At 41.7% G+C, this 15,817-nt stretch carries 16 protein-coding genes; 9 read left to right on the top strand and 7 right to left on the bottom strand.

Annotation, left to right across the window (positions count from 1 at the left end; genetic code table 11):
- Nucleotides 1–16 precede the first annotated feature (16 nt).
- Nucleotides 17–289, bottom strand: coding sequence for an HU family DNA-binding protein (locus tag B4J23_RS04180; protein WP_004786051.1), 273 nt, complete (start codon nucleotides 287–289; stop codon nucleotides 17–19).
- A 157-nt stretch (nucleotides 290–446) separates the two neighbouring features.
- Complete coding sequence (locus tag B4J23_RS04185; RefSeq protein ID WP_291358825.1) at nucleotides 447–926, bottom strand: phasin family protein; 480 nt, start codon at nucleotides 924–926, stop codon at nucleotides 447–449.
- A gap of 205 nt (nucleotides 927–1,131) precedes the next feature.
- Between B4J23_RS04185 and B4J23_RS04190 the strand changes: the two genes are divergently transcribed.
- The 8 genes from B4J23_RS04190 (at nucleotide 1,132) to fdx (ending at nucleotide 7,334) form a co-directional block, all read left to right on the top strand.
- Nucleotides 1,132–1,782 (top strand): hypothetical protein, encoded by a 651-nt coding sequence (locus B4J23_RS04190; RefSeq protein ID WP_104426168.1) that lies wholly within the window; start codon nucleotides 1,132–1,134, stop codon nucleotides 1,780–1,782.
- Nucleotides 1,783–1,893: 111 nt separating this feature from the next.
- Nucleotides 1,894–2,367, top strand: a complete 474-nt coding sequence (locus B4J23_RS04195; RefSeq protein WP_004786058.1) for an Rrf2 family transcriptional regulator — start codon at nucleotides 1,894–1,896, stop codon at nucleotides 2,365–2,367.
- Between the two features lies 1 nt (nucleotide 2,368).
- Nucleotides 2,369–3,586 (top strand): IscS subfamily cysteine desulfurase, encoded by a 1,218-nt coding sequence (locus B4J23_RS04200; RefSeq protein WP_004786059.1) that lies wholly within the window; start codon nucleotides 2,369–2,371, stop codon nucleotides 3,584–3,586.
- A gap of 104 nt (nucleotides 3,587–3,690) precedes the next feature.
- Nucleotides 3,691–4,077: a Fe-S cluster assembly scaffold IscU gene (gene iscU / locus B4J23_RS04205; protein WP_004786061.1), complete on the top strand. Its 387-nt coding sequence runs from the start codon at nucleotides 3,691–3,693 to the stop codon at nucleotides 4,075–4,077.
- A gap of 36 nt (nucleotides 4,078–4,113) precedes the next feature.
- On the top strand, nucleotides 4,114–4,434 hold the full coding sequence (gene iscA, locus B4J23_RS04210) for an iron-sulfur cluster assembly protein IscA (RefSeq protein WP_004786063.1): 321 nt from the start codon (nucleotides 4,114–4,116) through the stop codon (nucleotides 4,432–4,434).
- 131 nt (nucleotides 4,435–4,565) lie between these two features.
- Nucleotides 4,566–5,081, top strand: a complete 516-nt coding sequence (gene hscB / locus B4J23_RS04215; protein ID WP_104426170.1) for a Fe-S protein assembly co-chaperone HscB — start codon at nucleotides 4,566–4,568, stop codon at nucleotides 5,079–5,081.
- Between the two features lie 39 nt (nucleotides 5,082–5,120).
- Complete coding sequence (hscA, locus tag B4J23_RS04220; RefSeq protein WP_291358826.1) at nucleotides 5,121–6,980, top strand: Fe-S protein assembly chaperone HscA; 1,860 nt, start codon at nucleotides 5,121–5,123, stop codon at nucleotides 6,978–6,980.
- A gap of 15 nt (nucleotides 6,981–6,995) precedes the next feature.
- The gene (gene fdx / locus B4J23_RS04225) at nucleotides 6,996–7,334 is read left to right on the top strand and encodes an ISC system 2Fe-2S type ferredoxin (protein WP_034702567.1); all 339 of its coding nucleotides are present in this window, start codon (nucleotides 6,996–6,998) and stop codon (nucleotides 7,332–7,334) included.
- Between the two features lie 72 nt (nucleotides 7,335–7,406).
- Here fdx and B4J23_RS04230 read toward each other — a convergent pair whose 3' ends face one another.
- The 5 genes from B4J23_RS04230 to aspA all read right to left on the bottom strand — a co-directional run bounded on the left by B4J23_RS04230 (nucleotide 7,407) and on the right by aspA (nucleotide 15,134).
- Nucleotides 7,407–8,897, bottom strand: coding sequence for an adenylate/guanylate cyclase domain-containing protein (locus B4J23_RS04230; RefSeq protein WP_291358828.1), 1,491 nt, complete (start codon nucleotides 8,895–8,897; stop codon nucleotides 7,407–7,409).
- A 57-nt stretch (nucleotides 8,898–8,954) separates the two neighbouring features.
- A complete protein-coding gene (locus B4J23_RS04235) occupies nucleotides 8,955–9,389 on the bottom strand; it encodes an HIT domain-containing protein (protein ID WP_004786072.1) in 435 nt (144 codons plus the stop codon).
- A gap of 226 nt (nucleotides 9,390–9,615) precedes the next feature.
- Nucleotides 9,616–13,077 (bottom strand): transcription-repair coupling factor, encoded by a 3,462-nt coding sequence (mfd, locus tag B4J23_RS04240; RefSeq protein WP_291358831.1) that lies wholly within the window; start codon nucleotides 13,075–13,077, stop codon nucleotides 9,616–9,618.
- 124 nt (nucleotides 13,078–13,201) lie between these two features.
- Nucleotides 13,202–13,561 carry a hypothetical protein gene (locus tag B4J23_RS04245; RefSeq protein WP_291358833.1) on the bottom strand — a complete coding sequence of 120 codons (360 nt, stop codon included), beginning with the start codon at nucleotides 13,559–13,561 and terminating at the stop codon, nucleotides 13,202–13,204.
- 124 nt (nucleotides 13,562–13,685) lie between these two features.
- Complete coding sequence (aspA, locus tag B4J23_RS04250) at nucleotides 13,686–15,134, bottom strand: aspartate ammonia-lyase (RefSeq protein WP_291358835.1); 1,449 nt, start codon at nucleotides 15,132–15,134, stop codon at nucleotides 13,686–13,688.
- A gap of 413 nt (nucleotides 15,135–15,547) precedes the next feature.
- Between aspA and B4J23_RS04255 the strand changes: the two genes are divergently transcribed.
- Nucleotides 15,548–15,817: sodium:solute symporter family transporter (locus tag B4J23_RS04255; RefSeq protein WP_414631560.1), on the top strand; the 270-nt coding region annotated here is incomplete at its 3' end.

A 15,817-nucleotide genomic window follows, 5' to 3' on the forward strand; every position in this document is an offset into this window, starting at 1 on the left:
TTAGGATTGAAGCAGCTTAAGCAACAGCGTCTTTTAAGCCTTTACCTGCTTTGAAGCTAGGTACTTTGCTTGCTTTAATTTCAAGAGTAGCACCAGTTTGTGGATTACGGCCAGTACGTGCAGCACGCTCTTTAACGCCGAAAGTACCGAAACCAACTAGAGTTACTGTATCACCCGCTTTTAAAGCTTCAGTAACAGAAGCAATTGTAGCATCTAAAGCTTTACCTGCGTCAGCCTTAGATAATCCCCCTTTCTCTGCAATTGCATCAATTAATTCTGATTTATTCATGAAAACTACGTCCTCTTAATATCGTTTATTTAAGGTCCAAGAATTTGTTTAAACTACCATAACGCCTTTATAGCAATGCTTTAGGTATAAACGCAATACTTATAAACCTCTTTTTTTTCAAAATATATGCGAAAAAAACATTGAATTATGAAGAAAATCATTTTGTGTGTATTTTTTCCGATAATTCTTTCTGTATTTTTTCTTGCTGCAAGGTCAATTCATCAACCTTGGCATGCAACTGAAGAATTAAACGCTCCAGATGTTGTACATCCTTCAGTGTGACTAATCCTATACGATTCAAGGAATGATGAACAGAGTTGTCGATCAGTTTTTCAACCTTATCTTTGGTATCTGTCACAGATTCGCGTGCTTTTTCGGAGACTTTTTCCACAGTTTGATCTGCAATATCGGCTGTTTTGGATTCCAGCTCTTCTCCGACCTTGACCAGCGAGTCAAACAGTTTATTGCCTTCTTCCTCTGCCCGGGAAAATGCCCCAAGGCCAGCCAACCAGATCTGCTTGGTATATTTACGAAAGTCCAGCATTGAACGTCGCTCTGAAGCAGACTTTGACTTACTCTTCACTGGTTCTTCAATCAATTCCTGATCTGTATCTTGTGTCGTTTTTGTTTTATCCATGTACACGACTCCTGCTTATTTTCTATGCAAATATCATAAAATTATCTACAAAATCACCGCATAATAGCAAATTAAGGGCTTGATAGATTTGCTAAACTGTTCTACAAAGCACTTTATTTCAAGTCTAATTTGATTTAACCCTGAAATCTTTTACTCAGCAGGATGCTTTTTCATTTTGATTTTCAGGTAAGGATTGGTTGTATATATGAGTGAATCGCAACAAAGTCAAAATCAACCACATTTGTTGCTTACGATGACTTTAATCGTTTTAGAAACAATATTCACGTTCATTCTCAAACATGACCGTGTTGTTGCTCTTCAGGCGAAGAAGTTTGTAGATGAGAATATTACAATAAAAATCAATAGTTATATTCCATATTTTGATTTCTATGTTCAGTTTACCAAAGACGGGCTGTTATTTGATTATAAAGCACCAGGCAGAGTTATTGATCTGGATGTTCGCACTACTTTAATGGATCTGATTAAGATCTTTATCTTTGGCAATCGCAGAAGCATTCGTGCAATGCGAATTGACGGTAATCAGGTTTTAAAAGACGAGTTCCGTGATTTACTGACTTTATTTGCCTTACCTAAAGTATTGTCCGACTGGAAACACTGGTTATCTGAACCACCGGCAGATGAGACCGATATTGTTTCATCAAGAAAACGTATTGCGCCTTTATTAAAGAAAATTGAAGATCAGCGTTCTAAAATTAATAGCCTGCAAGTTGAAGTTAAACAGTATCGCAACCGCATTAAACGTATGGAACGCCGTCAAAAGCGGATCAATATGGTCTTTAGTATAATCACAGTACTTTTGATTGCGTTATTAGTGTATAATTGGATCAGCGCGTAATTCTTTCATTTTCAGAAAATTAAATACGCTCGCCATTCACAAAAATAACTTGACTAATTTAGTCGGGATTCATAAAATCTACACATCTAGTCTAACCATGTGTATCGAATCATGCGCCTAACCACTCGCGGTCGCTACGCAGTGACTGCTCTACTTGATTTAGCTTTGCAGCCATCTGAACAAACGATCACGCTTGCTGAAATTGCAGCACGTCAAACTATTTCTGTTGCCTATCTCGAGCAGTTATTTGCGAAACTAAAACGTCATGGTCTAGTTTCGAGTGTTCGCGGCGCCAATGGTGGATACCATTTAGCACGCAGCGCAGATGAAATTACTGTGTTAGCAATTATTGAAGCTGTAAACGAAACAGTTGATGCGACTCGCTGTGACCATAAAGGCAACTGCCAAAATGGCGCGATGTGCTTGACTCATGATTTATGGCAAGAACTCTCCCACCACATTGCCGATTATCTCGCAAAAATCACCCTTGCTGACCTTGTAGCCCGTGACAACGTTCAAACCGTGTCATTACGCCAAAATTCAGCAAACATTGATTCAGCCCTTTTATCGGTTACAGGTATTTGACATGAAACGTCCGATTTATCTTGACTATGCAGCAACAACTCCGGTAGATCCTCAAGTTGCAGAACGTATGATGGAATGCTTAACTTTCGAAGGCACCTTCGGTAATGCAGCATCTCGTTCACATGCTTATGGCTGGCAAGCGGAAGAAAAAGTTGAATACGCCCGTGAACAAGTGGCGAATTTAGTAAAAGCTGATCCGCGTGAAATCGTATGGACTTCAGGTGCGACTGAATCTGACAACCTTGCATTGAAAGGTGTGGCTCAGTTCTATGCATCTAAAGGCAAACACATCATTACTTCTAAAATTGAACATAAAGCAATTTTGGATACATGTCGTGAGCTTGAGTCTGAAGGTTTTGAGATTACTTATCTTGAGCCGCAACCAAAAACTGGCTTAATTACTCCAGAAATGGTTGAAGCAGCAATCCGTCCAGACACCATTCTTGTTTCCCTGATGATGGTAAACAACGAAATCGGTACGACAACTGATGTTGCTGCGATTGGTGAAATCACCCGTGCGAAAAAGATTTTCTTCCACGTTGATGCTGCACAGGCTGCGGGTAAAGTTGAAATCGATCTTTCTCAATTGAAAGTCGATTTGATGAGCTTCTCTGCACATAAAATCTATGGTCCTAAAGGTATTGGTGCCCTGTTCGTACGTCGTTCACCACGTGTACGTCTAAAAGCACAAATGCATGGCGGCGGTCATGAACGTGGTATGCGTTCAGGTACTCTTGCGACTCACCAGATCGTTGGTATGGGTGAAGCATTTGAACTTGCAGGCAAAAATTTACAGTCTGAACAAACTCGTTTACGTGTCCTTCGTGACAAGCTTTGGAATGGCTTACAAGGTCTTGAACAGGTCTTCTTAAATGGCCACCCAACTCAAAACGTTGCAAACTACCTAAACGTAAGTTTCAACTTTGTTGAAGGTGAATCATTGATGATGGCACTGAAAGATGCAGCGGTATCTTCAGGTTCAGCATGTACATCTGCAACACTTGAACCATCTTATGTACTTCGTGCATTAGGTCTTTCTGATGAGCTTGCACACAGTTCGATCCGCTTCAGCTTTGGTAAGTACACCACTGAAGAAGATATCGATCACGTTTTAAATATCACTAAAGCTGCTGTTGAGAAATTACGTGAACTTTCTCCGCTTTGGGATATGTACAAAGAAGGTATCGACCTTTCTACAGTTGAATGGGCTGAGCACTAATTTTTGACTCTGAGATAGCTGTATTTACGCTGCTATCTCATTGATAAAAAATTTTTAATCCCCATATTTATATTAAGGCTGACCCCGAGTTTTGGAGAAGCAACATGGCTTATAGCGAAAAAGTAATTGATCATTACGAAAACCCACGTAACGTTGGTGTTTTAGACAAAAATGCAGAAAACGTTGGTACTGGTATGGTCGGTGCACCTGCTTGTGGTGACGTAATGCGTTTACAGATCCAGGTAAATGATGAAGGCGTGATTGAAGAAGCACGTTTTAAAACTTATGGTTGCGGTTCTGCAATTGCATCAAGTTCATTAGTGACTGAATGGTTAAAAGGTAAAACCTTAGACCAAGCACAAGCGATCAAAAACATTGATATCGCTAATGAATTGGCTCTTCCACCAGTAAAAGTGCACTGCTCTGTACTGGCTGAAGATGCAATTAAAGCGGCTGTTGAAGACTACCGTAACAAGAAGTCTAAAGCTTAATCATTCGTTTTTTAAAGAAAGATTCACGGAGTTTTCATGATCCACTTAACTGAAAATGCAGCAACTCATATCAGCAATTACCTCAAAAGTCGCGGTAAGGGTGAAGGCATTCGTGTTGGTGTGAAAACTTCAGGCTGTTCTGGTCTTGCTTATGTTCTTGAGTTTGTCGACGAAGTCGATACTCATGACCAGGTCTTTGAACAGTTTGGTGTTAAAGTTTTCGTAGACCCAAAAAGTCTGGTTTATCTCGAAGGTCTAGAAATGGACTACGTGAAAAACGGCTTGAACGAAGGCTTCGAATTTAATAACCCAAATAAAAAAGGTGAATGTGGTTGTGGTGAGTCATTCACTGTCTGATTGCAGCAATAATTCTCTTTTTTCAGCATTAAAACAGTGTGAAATACACTGTTTTAATTGCATTTAGGCAGTTATTTTAATTGTCATCAAGTTTAATCATTTTTGCATATTAATCGCGGACTCTATCTCCCATGAATCATTTTGAGTTGTTCAATCTTCCTGTAGCACTCGATATTGATTTAGCCACTTTAAAAGCAGAGTTTTTAAAGTTGCAGCAACAATATCACCCCGATAAAGCTGAAGATAAAGATCAGGCTTTGATTAAATCAAGCGAGATCAACCAGGCATTCAAGGCTTTGTCAGCGGTTGATAGCCGTGCAGCTTATTTACTGTCTTTAAAAAAACAGGACTATCATCTGGATCAGTCTATTAGCGATTTTGAATTTCTTCAGGATGCGCTGGAAATTCGCGAACAATTAGATGAAGCCTCATCGGCTGAAGATCTTTCCTCTCTGAAAGTTGAAGTTCAGCAATGGATTGATGGTCTGGTTCGTGAGTTCAAAATCGACTATGAAGATGAAGACTGGAGTGAAGCTCGCGATACCGTGCGTAAACTGCGTTTCTTTGTTAAAGTCATGGCAGACATCGACAAAGCGGAAGACCGTTTCCTAGATGATGACAGCTTTGATCTTGATGATGAATTTTAATTTTTCTATTTAATTTTAACGTGCAAAGGATGTAACACTATGGCTCTCTTGCAGATTGCAGAACCAGGTCAATCAAGTGCACCACATGAACACCGCATTGCAATTGGTATCGATTTAGGCACCACCCACTCTTTGGTTGCCACGGTTCTTTCAGGTCAAGCCAAAGTACTCAAAGATGAACAAGGTCGTGTGTTACTTCCTTCTATCGTTCATTATGCAGCACAAAGCACTGAATATGGCGATGATGCCAAACCTTTTATTACCACCGATCCTAAAAATACGATTGTATCCGTAAAACGTTTTATGGGTCGCTCCCAAGCAGATATTAAATTCCAGCATCCTTATGCCTTGGTGGGCGAAGCGAATGAAATGCCGGCATTTGAAACTGCGCAAGGACGTAAAACGCCAGTTGAGATTTCTGCGGAAATTTTAAAGCAGCTTAAAGAACGTGCTGAAGCCAGCTTAAAAAATGAGATTAATGGTGCCGTGATTACGGTTCCTGCATACTTTGATGAAGCACAACGCCAGGCAACACGTGATGCCGCGCAACTGGCCGGTTTAAACGTTCTGCGTTTATTGAATGAACCAACAGCTGCTGCGGTGGCTTATGGATTGGATCAGGAAACCAACTTGAGCACAGATCACAACTATGTGATTTATGACTTGGGCGGCGGTACCTTTGACGTATCCATTCTGCGTTTCTCTCAAGGTGTGTTCGAAGTATTAGCGACTGGTGGCCATACTGCTCTAGGTGGTGACGATCTGGATCGTCTGATTTTAAAATGGGCTAAAAAACAGCTTAATATCGAAACCCTAGATGATGCTGAATATGCGCATTTCATTACTGCTGCGCGTAAAGCTAAAGAAGCATTATCTGATGCAGACTCAGTTGAATTAAAGCTGCTTGATCAAAGCCTGACTTTAGATCGCCCGACTTTTGAAGAAATCATCAAGGTTGCTTTGGATAAAACCATCAGCGTTTGTAAGCGTGTCATGCGTGATGCCAAGCTGGAACTTGATGATATTCAGAATGTGGTGCTTGTAGGTGGTTCTACCCGCTCGTACGCCGTGCAAAAAGCAGTACGTGATGTGTTTAACCAAGAGCCTCTATGCACCATTAACCCGGATGAAGTGGTTGCGATTGGTGCTTCAATTACAGCGAATCAGCTCATTGGTAACAGCAAAGATGGATCATTATTATTAGATGTGACTCCACTTTCTCTTGGTCTGGAAACCATGGGCGGTCTGGTTGAGCGTCTGATTTCACGTAATACCGCGATTCCAGTCGCACGTCGCCAGGAATTTACGACGTATCAGGATGGCCAAACTGCTATGCTGATTCATGTGGTACAAGGTGAACGTGATCTGGTAGAACATTGCCGCAGCTTGGGCCGTTTTGTCCTGCATGGCATTCCTCCAATGACCGCAGGTCAGGCACGCATTGAAGTGACTTTCCAAGTGGATGCGGATGGCTTATTAACCGTTTCTGCCAAAGAAATGACTTCAGGTGTGACTGCACAAATTGATATCAAACCATCTTACGGTCTGTCGAGTGAAGATACTGAACGTCTGCTGTTAGAAGGTTATCAGTTTGCTGAAGAAGACAAAAATCTTCGTCATCTACAGGAAACCAAGGTGGAAGCACAACGTGAACTTGAAGCACTGGTTCAGGCACTGAAAGTAGATGCTCAATTGATGAATGAACAGCAATTGGCAGAACTGACTGCTGCGCAAGCACGACTTGAGTCCGAGCTACAAGGCACAGATATCAAAGCCATTGAATCTGCAGTAGAACAGCTTAAAATACATAGTGATGCATTTGCTGCTCTGCGCATGAATCAACATATTGATGCTGCCCTTAAAGGCACTAAACTCGACGATTGGTCAAACTCAAACTAATTTAAGGTAAAGACTATGCCACGTATTAAAGTTCTTCCACATGCGCAAATTTGCCCTGAAGGCGCTGAGTTTGAAGTTGAACAAGATGCCAATCTATGTGAAAGCATGCTGAAAAACGGAATCAAGATTGAACATGCGTGTGATATGTCATGTGCATGTACCACTTGCCACGTAATTGTTCGTCGCGGTTTCGACAGCCTTGAAGAAATGAATGATGTCGAAGCTGATCTGCTCGATCGTGCTTGGGGTTTAGAGCCTGATTCCCGTCTGTCTTGCCAAGTGAAGATTGTGGATGAAGATCTGGAAGTTGAAATTCCAAAATATACCATTAATCATGCTTCAGAAAATCACTAAGATTCTGAAATCAAAAAACCACGCTTAAGCGTGGTTTTTTATGGTCTTTATCATTTATTTAAATCATAAAAATTAGATGACTTTTGATCGTTCAGCTGCTCGAAATGCTTCTTCAGCAGATAAAGGTTCAATCACTTCATCTTCAAGTTTTAATTTCACAATTCCTTGAGAGTTGGTCAGTTGCTGCTGGGTTCGAATGCGTTTAATCATTTTTTCTAGCACATGCAACAACTCTGGGTAATCATAGTTTTGCACTTCATCCAGATTTAACAGTAAATGGAAACCTTTATATTCATAATCAAACCAGCGTTGATATTCAACTTTCTGGAAGGCATATTTTTCCATCACTTGCCAAGTGCGAACCGGCGCCTTAATCCCTTTCAGGAAAATTGGCTCTTTAGGTGCACATAGATAGTCATTTTTGATCAGGTTATGGGTATCTTCAGAAATCAGGATTTCATCAACTTCCGCAGCACTTTGTAAGCGTGCAGCCAGATTGGCATCACGACCAACAATCGTATAGGCCATACGGTGATTGGCGCCATAGTTCCCCACGTGGCAATAACCGGTTGAAATCCCCATACGGATATGTAATGGCGGATAACCCATTTTGATCCAGCGTTCGCGTAACAATTTCATTTGCTGACGCATTGAAATTGCCATTTCCAGACAGTTTTTAGCATCCTGCTCTACACCATCTGAATGCGGATCGCCAAAGAAGATCAGGATGGCATCACCCATAAACTTATCGACTGTTGCTTCATATTTCTTGGCGATTTCAGTCATATGACTTAAATAGTCATTCAGCAGGAAAGCCAGGTCATCCGGAATCAGAGTTTCAGAAAGCTCTGTAAATCCCTGAATATCCGAAAAGAAAATCGTGAGTTTTTTACGTTTGTATTCGATCTTAGCTTCAGATTCGCCTTTCATGATGGATTGCCATAACTGCACTGGCGCATAACGGCTGAGCTGATTGGAGAATTCCATATAACGGTTCATCTGGTCGAAATAATGGTTTTTCTTCTGGGTCATATATTGCATACGACCGCTTTGATAGAAATTTCCAACACCAAAATAAGTAATCAGACAGATGAAACCTAGTACGGTGAGTTCGGTACTGGTTGGACTGAAATAGCTGGTAAATCCAAAAATGCCAATGGTAGACAGATAAAAGATCATGGTGCCAATCAGGCCAGCCAGTGACACCATCATGAACGAAATCTTGTTATTAATGGCGGTATATAGCAATGTGACCACTGCCAGTAGAGACAACACCAGATCCAGATGCACAGCTGCAAGTACAACCGATACGATAATCACATCTAGAACAAAGAAGAAATTACGTTTTAAATTATAGTCGTATTTATAAATCATCCACCGGGATAATTTCGGTGTGATCACCAAAACCAGTGCCAGAAATAACGGAACAAAAATCTGGTAATTGGTGTCCGGTTCCGTATAGTGATAGACGATCAGAACCAGAGACAGCATGATATATCCCATCATCCGATGGAAATATTCAAACTGTTTCGGTTCCTGATGAATCCAGTCGTCTAATTGCACTCAATTACTCTCTTAAAGTCCAGAATCCTGAATGGACCATAAAATGTATGTCAACGCTTAGTCCATACGCCAGTCAAATGGCATATCCCCTTGACCGCGTAAAGCCAGCATCAAGGTTTGACGCATATGTGCCAATACTTCACTACTATAAGGAACTGCTGGAGTGCCCCATACCGGCTTAGGCCATGCCACATCGTTTTGATAACGCACCACATGATGAAAATGCAGTTGCGGCACCATATTGCCCAAAGCTGCGACATTCATTTTGTCGGCACGGAATACACGCGCTAACTGGCTAGATAACCAGCTTGATTCACGTAAAAACTGCTCTTGGTCAGCTTGGCTCAATTCATATAATTCGGTAATGCCTGGTACACGCGGAACCAGAATCAACCACGGAAATTGCATATCATTCATCAAACGACATGTTGATAAAGGAAAGTCGCCTACAAAAAACGTATCTTGAGCAAGTTGTGGATGCAAACTAAACATATCTTTATAAATGATGCAAAATTAGAATGATGGCTAATACTACCATATACAATTGCGGCTGAGTATTGTAAGCGGGCGCTTTAGGGCAATTTTGTATGAATTGTGAAGGACAAAACGGCAAACTATTAGCTTAAATAATTTCATATGAAAACAAGCTGATATTCACACTATATTTATAAAAATGAAATATAGCGTGAATATTCATATTCCATGAAAACTAAAACTATTAATTTAGCTCTTTTAATAGGCTATCCAATAAATCACTGATGAACTGGATTCTTTTTTGATAATCTTCCAGCATCACCATCACTTTTAATCGCTGACCGCCTTCCATCCTGAAATAGGTCGGATGTTTCTGCATCATCTGGATAATACTCATGGCTTGAACTGGTGTATCTGGCGCAAACTCGATATGGCCACCCTGCCCACCAATGTCAATTTTGGTAATGCCCAGCTGCTCAGCTTTAAGACGTAGCTGATGCACAGCAAATAACTGTTTCACCGGTTGCGGCGGAATGCCAAAACGGTCAATCAGTTCCATACGGATATTATCGAGTTTTTCCTGAGTATCGGTATTACTGATGCGTTTATAGAACAGCAAGCGCTGATGTACATCACCCAGATAATCGTCCGGAATCAAGGCTGGCATATGCAGGTTGATTTCCGCAGTTAAAGACAATGGCGCATCAAAATTCGGCGTTTTACCTTTTTGAATCGCTTTAGTCGCCTTTTCCAGCATTTCCATATACAGGCTATAACCGATCGCCTGCATCGAACCACTTTGCTGCTCACCTAAAAGTTCACCTGCACCGCGAATTTCCAGATCCTCGGTGGCCAGCATAAAGCCCGCACCCAGCGTAGAGGCACGTTGAATCGCTTCCAGACGTTTTTCTGCATCACCTTTCAAGGCTTTTAGGGATGGCACTAACAGATAGGCATAAGCCTGGTGATGCGAACGCCCAACCCGGCCACGCAACTGGTGTAACTGTGCAAGACCGAGCTTGTCTGCACGCTCAATAATAATGGTATTGGCATTCGGCACATCAATCCCGGTCTCGATAATAGTCGAGCACACCAAAACATTGTATTCCTTGTGATAGAACTGCTGCATCACCTGCTCAAGCTCACGTTCTCGCATCTGACCATGTGCCACAATGACACGCGCTTCAGGCACCAGATTCCGGATATTTTCTGCAGCACGGTCAATGGTATCGACTTCATTATGCAGGAAATAGACCTGACCACCACGCAGTAATTCACGCAGAATCGCCTCTCGAATGGTGTCGCTGGTATGTTCCTGCACAAAAGTTTTTACAGCCAGACGGCGTGCTGGTGGTGTTGCAATAATGGACAGATCACGCATACCACTAAAGGCCATATTTAGGGTACGTGGAATTGGCGTTGCTGTTAGGGTCAGCATATCCACATCGGCACGCAAGGCTTTAATACGTTCTTTATCACGCACCCCGAAACGATGTTCTTCATCAACAATCATTAGCCCCAGATTATGGAACTGGACATTTTCCTGTAAAAGCTTATGGGTGCCGATGACAATATCAACTTTGCCATCTGCCAAGTCTTCAATGGTTTTGGTATGCGCTTTAGAAGAACCGAAACGAGAAAGTACTTCAATGCGTACAGGCCAATCCGCAAAACGGTCTTTAAAAGATTCATAATGTTGCTGTGCCAGCAAAGTAGTAGGTACTAATACCGCGACCTGGCGATTATTCTGTACTGCAACAAAAGCTGCCCGCATGGCGACTTCAGTCTTACCAAAGCCGACATCACCACAGACCAGACGGTCCATTGGTTTTGCCAGCTGCATATCATATAGTGTGGCTTCAATCGCATTGGCCTGATCTGGTGTTTCTTCATAGGCAAAGCCGCTGGCAAACTGCATATACAGACTTTGATCAACTTCAAAACTGATCCCCGGCTTAGATGAACGACGTGCCTGGATATGTAATAACTCAGCTGCGACATCATGAATCTGTTCCAAAGCTTTACGCTTGGCTTTATTCCAAGCATCTGTACCCAGTTTATGTAAAGGTGCCAGATCTGGATCGCCACCACTATAGCGGCTGATCAGATGCAGGTTAGTCACCGGCACATAGACTTTAGCGCCTTCAGCATAGTCCAGTTGCAGAAATTCATGGTCCTGATCATCGATACTTAAAGTAATTAAGCCTGCATAACGTCCTACACCATAATCAATGTGTACCACTGGTGCACCAATGCTCAGCTCGGTCAGACTGCGGATCAGGAATTCTTCTGATACTTCCTGCTGACGCTTGCGACGACGCTGGACCACACGATGTTCGTAAAGCTGATTTTCCGAGATCACACTGATCCGATTTGTCAGAACCAGACCACGTTCCAATGGTGCACTGGTAATCGCAATCGCATGCAGAGATTCAACAAAAGCATCAAAGTTTTCTACGGTCGGAATATCGCCCAGACTTGGGCGCAGCGCATCTTTTAAGGTTTCACGACGACCGGCACTTTCAGCAACCAGTAAAACCGGATGATCGGCCGCATCAATATATTTTTTGACTTCGGTAAAGGGCTTTTCACGTTTTGGATCAACAGGCAAGCGTGGTGGTAACTGGGTATCCAGATTAATCACGCCGGCTTTCTCATCAAAAGCTTCTTGTGCCGCAATGATGCGACTAAACTGATTTAGCTGTTCTAAAAGCTGATTGGTCGGACAGAACAGTGCTTCAGGCGGCAGAATCGGCTGATCAATATTATGACGGCGATCTTCATAACGGCGAGTTACGTCCTGCCAGAACTGTTCTAAACTCTGCTCCAACGCCTTATCTGTAATGACAATGCCATTCTTTGGTAAGTATGAAATTAAGGTACTTTGCCCTTGCATCGCTTCATGACTAAAGAATAAAGGCAGGTAGAACTCAATTCCCGGTGAAGCAATGCCATCCATTACATCCTGATAAATTGGATTTTTCTTTGGATTAGCTGTGGGGAAAAATTCTGCATAACGGTCACGGAAAGTAGCACGACCTTCCTTAAGGGGAAATTCTTGTGCAGGTAATACGGTAAATTGTTCTAGAGTTTGCGTAGTACGTTGCGTTTCCGGATCAAAAAATTTCAGGGTTTCAATTTCATCATCGAACAGGTCAATCCGGATTGGTGCATCCTGACCTGAAGCATATATATCGATAATGCTACCGCGAACTGCAAATTCACCATGATCATAAACGGTGTCGACCAGATGATAACCAGCCTGAATCAGTTTTTTCTTTTGCTGTTCCAGATCCAGCTTTTGCCCGACTCGAATATCGAAGTGTTCACCCAGTACCCATGAAGTAGGTGCAACACGCTGTGCCAATGTAGAAGCTGCCAGCAACAATACGCCACCTTGGGGCATATTAGATAAAATTGCCAGACGTTCAGAGACGATATCCTGATGCGGTGACAGACGGTCATAAGGCAAAATTTCCCAGTCTGGAAATATGGTCGGTTTAATCCCATAAAATTCCAGTTCACTTTCCAGTTGACCCAAATGCTGGTTATTACGCGCAACAATGACAAATAGGCGCGATTGCTGCTGCTTGATAATTTCTTTCAGCAATAATGCAGTAGACGAGCCTTGCAGATTGCCTAACCAGCGTTTCTCGCCTGCCTTGAGCTTGGGTAAATTAAGTTGGGAAATTTCTTGTTGGAACATGTATATAGCTTTAAAGTCTAAACAACATGAAGCTTATACTATCACGATGATCTGGTACTATTTCGTTATTTTTATGCAGTCGTTACAGATTGACTGCACAGGATAAAATCAGCCTATGATTCCGTTATTTTTTGTCGCGTAAAAAGTTACGATAATAGTCATTTAACTTTTTCACAATCATTTTAAATTGCAGCAGGTTTTCTTCAGTATTTCCTAATTTTGCATTAAAACGCTGATTGGCAATTTCCAGATCAATTTTTTCATTAATGATCATTGCAGTTGAATATAGCGTTTTTAAATCATCAAAAGTTTTCATCCGTCGGTTAGACAAATATTCCAGTCGCTCACCCAGCTCCTGATTTAAATTAATCCCATCCACAATATAGCCAGTCCCTTCTACATATTGGATATGATTCTCTTCCAGAAAAATCTGAGCCGGATCAGGTTTATTTGATTTAAATAAGTTACTGATTTTATCAAACATGCTATGCACTCAATTCATTGTGTCATCGATATAGTCTAGATGAAAATGCCCCAAACCCACAGACGGGATTTGAGGCAAATGGTTAAAATCAGCACGAATCTATATTCGGCTCATCCTTAAACTTTCAGGATACCTGTTCCCATTGATTCATCATTGGGACTTCTGAAACCAGATTTTCAAAGGCAAAAATTTCATCCAGCTGAATTTCACTTAACAAACCCAGTTCCAGCACCACTTCGGGTACAGTTTTATTTTCACGAATACATTGCTTGCCAATTTCATCACAAGTGGCATGACCTAAAAGTGGTTCCAGTAAGGTGATAATCCCGATACTGCGCATCACTGCATTTAAACAGTTCTGTTCATTGGCCTGAATCCCGGCAATACATTTTTGTTGTAGGGTCTGCATACCTTGAGTTAATAATTGGATGGATTCATTTAAGGATACTGCAATGACCGGCTCCATAACATTAAGCTGTAATTGCCCTGCTTCTGCTGCCATTGTCACAGTCAGGTCATTACCAATCACACGAAACGCAATCTGATTGACTACTTCTGGAATAACCGGATTGACCTTAGCTGGCATGATAGAAGAACCCGCCTGTAATTCTGGCAAACGGATTTCCGCCAGACCGGTACGCGGGCCAGAACTTAAAAGACGCAAGTCATTACAGATTTTGGACAACTTAACAGCCAGACGTTTCAGACTACTGGACAGAATAATAAACACGCCACAATCGCTGGTCGCTTCGACATAATCTTCCGCGCCTTTTAAAGGTAGGCCAGTAATTTTCGTTAAAGTTTGTACTGCATGTTTGGCATAACCATCTGGAGTATTCACGCCGGTTCCAATGGCGGTTGCACCCAGATTCACTTCCAGCAATAACTGACGCATTTGCTCAATCAGCTTCAGGTCTTCTTTTAATAAGGTTGCGAAAGCACGGAATTCCTGTTCCAGGGTCATTGGAACCGCATCCTGTAACTGGGTACGCCCCATCTTGATCACATACTGAAACTCTGATGCCTTGCTATATAAAGTATCAATCAACGATTTTTGTACATGAAGCAGTTCATCCAGACGTGTATAAGTCGCTAGACGTAGTGCCGTGGGATAGACATCATTGGTTGATTGTGAAGTATTCACATGATCATTTGGATGCAGGATATGGTAATCGCCTTTACGATGCCCGAGCAATTCTAGTGCCCGATTTGCAATGACCTCGTTTGCATTCATATTGATAGGAGTACCGGCTCCACCCTGATAAGGATCAAGCGGAAATGCCTCCTGCCAGTCCTGAGGTTGATGAATCAATTCATCACAGGCTTGTTGAATAGCACTACTTTGTTGTTCTGATATTTTCTGAAAATGTAAATTCGTTTGTGCTGCTGCTTTTTTAACTTGCGCCAATGCGCGAATAAAGTGTGCTTGCTGACCTACTGCCAGACCTGAAATATGAAAATTCTCAATCGCACGCAAAGTATGAATACCATAATAGCTGTGCTGAGGGATTTGCTTCTTACCCAATAAATCTTGTTCAATTCGACTTGATTCTATTTGCAACATATTGTCCATGTCATATTACTCTAAGCAATGATGCACCATTCAGAATGGTGTTCCTTCACTATGAAGAGAGGCCCTAAAAACAAATAGAAGTGATTTAAGCAGGATTTGAAACAAAATATGTCTAATTCGAGATTGTTGTTATTTTTGTAAAATTGTGTAATTAAAATACAAAAGTTCAATGAATTTAACTGTTTATTAAAATTATTTATTTTTCTTCAAAACCATGTGTAACTTTGTATTTTATAACCCTCTACTAATTCTTCATTTATATGAGAAAATTCTTAATTTACATAAAATACACACAAAAGCTGCTCAACTGTTACAGAGTGTAATTTTTAAACCATGTTTGAATCACTGCCCTGTGAATGCAGTTCAAAAATCATCCCGGATGATGATGTTCAAAATTTAAGGATACTCTGCCTATGAGCTCGCTTAACCCGACACTGATTACTTTTATGTTTTATATCGTCGCCATGATTGGGATCGGTTTATATGCCTATCGTGCGACGTCCAATTTTGATGAATATATTCTGGGTGGGCGAAGTCTGGGCAGTGTCGTGACTGCGCTTTCCGCAGGTGCATCCGACATGAGTGGCTGGCTACTGATGGGCTTACCCGGAGCCATCTATTTTTCCGGTCTGTCAGAAGTCTGGATTGCGATTGGCCTGATTATTGGCGCCTGGCTGAACTGG

It is taken from the genome of Acinetobacter sp. UBA3025, assembly GCF_002367915.1.
Lineage (GTDB): Bacteria > Pseudomonadota > Gammaproteobacteria > Pseudomonadales > Moraxellaceae > Acinetobacter.

What these genes read in the sequence shown, in the direction of transcription:
- B4J23_RS04180 (WP_004786051.1), bottom strand. Translation starts at nt 289, where the DNA reads ATGAATAAATCAGAATTAATTGATGCAATTGCAGAGAAAGGGGGATTA.
- B4J23_RS04185 (WP_291358825.1), bottom strand. Translation starts at nt 926, where the DNA reads ATGGATAAAACAAAAACGACACAAGATACAGATCAGGAATTGATTGAA.
- B4J23_RS04190 (WP_104426168.1), top strand. Translation starts at nt 1,132, where the DNA reads ATGAGTGAATCGCAACAAAGTCAAAATCAACCACATTTGTTGCTTACG.
- B4J23_RS04195 (WP_004786058.1), top strand. Translation starts at nt 1,894, where the DNA reads ATGCGCCTAACCACTCGCGGTCGCTACGCAGTGACTGCTCTACTTGAT.
- B4J23_RS04200 (WP_004786059.1), top strand. Translation starts at nt 2,369, where the DNA reads ATGAAACGTCCGATTTATCTTGACTATGCAGCAACAACTCCGGTAGAT.
- iscU (WP_004786061.1), top strand. Translation starts at nt 3,691, where the DNA reads ATGGCTTATAGCGAAAAAGTAATTGATCATTACGAAAACCCACGTAAC.
- iscA (WP_004786063.1), top strand. Translation starts at nt 4,114, where the DNA reads ATGATCCACTTAACTGAAAATGCAGCAACTCATATCAGCAATTACCTC.
- hscB (WP_104426170.1), top strand. Translation starts at nt 4,566, where the DNA reads ATGAATCATTTTGAGTTGTTCAATCTTCCTGTAGCACTCGATATTGAT.
- hscA (WP_291358826.1), top strand. Translation starts at nt 5,121, where the DNA reads ATGGCTCTCTTGCAGATTGCAGAACCAGGTCAATCAAGTGCACCACAT.
- fdx (WP_034702567.1), top strand. Translation starts at nt 6,996, where the DNA reads ATGCCACGTATTAAAGTTCTTCCACATGCGCAAATTTGCCCTGAAGGC.
- B4J23_RS04235 (WP_004786072.1), bottom strand. Translation starts at nt 9,389, where the DNA reads ATGTTTAGTTTGCATCCACAACTTGCTCAAGATACGTTTTTTGTAGGC.
- mfd (WP_291358831.1), bottom strand. Translation starts at nt 13,077, where the DNA reads ATGTTCCAACAAGAAATTTCCCAACTTAATTTACCCAAGCTCAAGGCA.
- B4J23_RS04245 (WP_291358833.1), bottom strand. Translation starts at nt 13,561, where the DNA reads ATGTTTGATAAAATCAGTAACTTATTTAAATCAAATAAACCTGATCCG.
- aspA (WP_291358835.1), bottom strand. Translation starts at nt 15,134, where the DNA reads ATGGACAATATGTTGCAAATAGAATCAAGTCGAATTGAACAAGATTTA.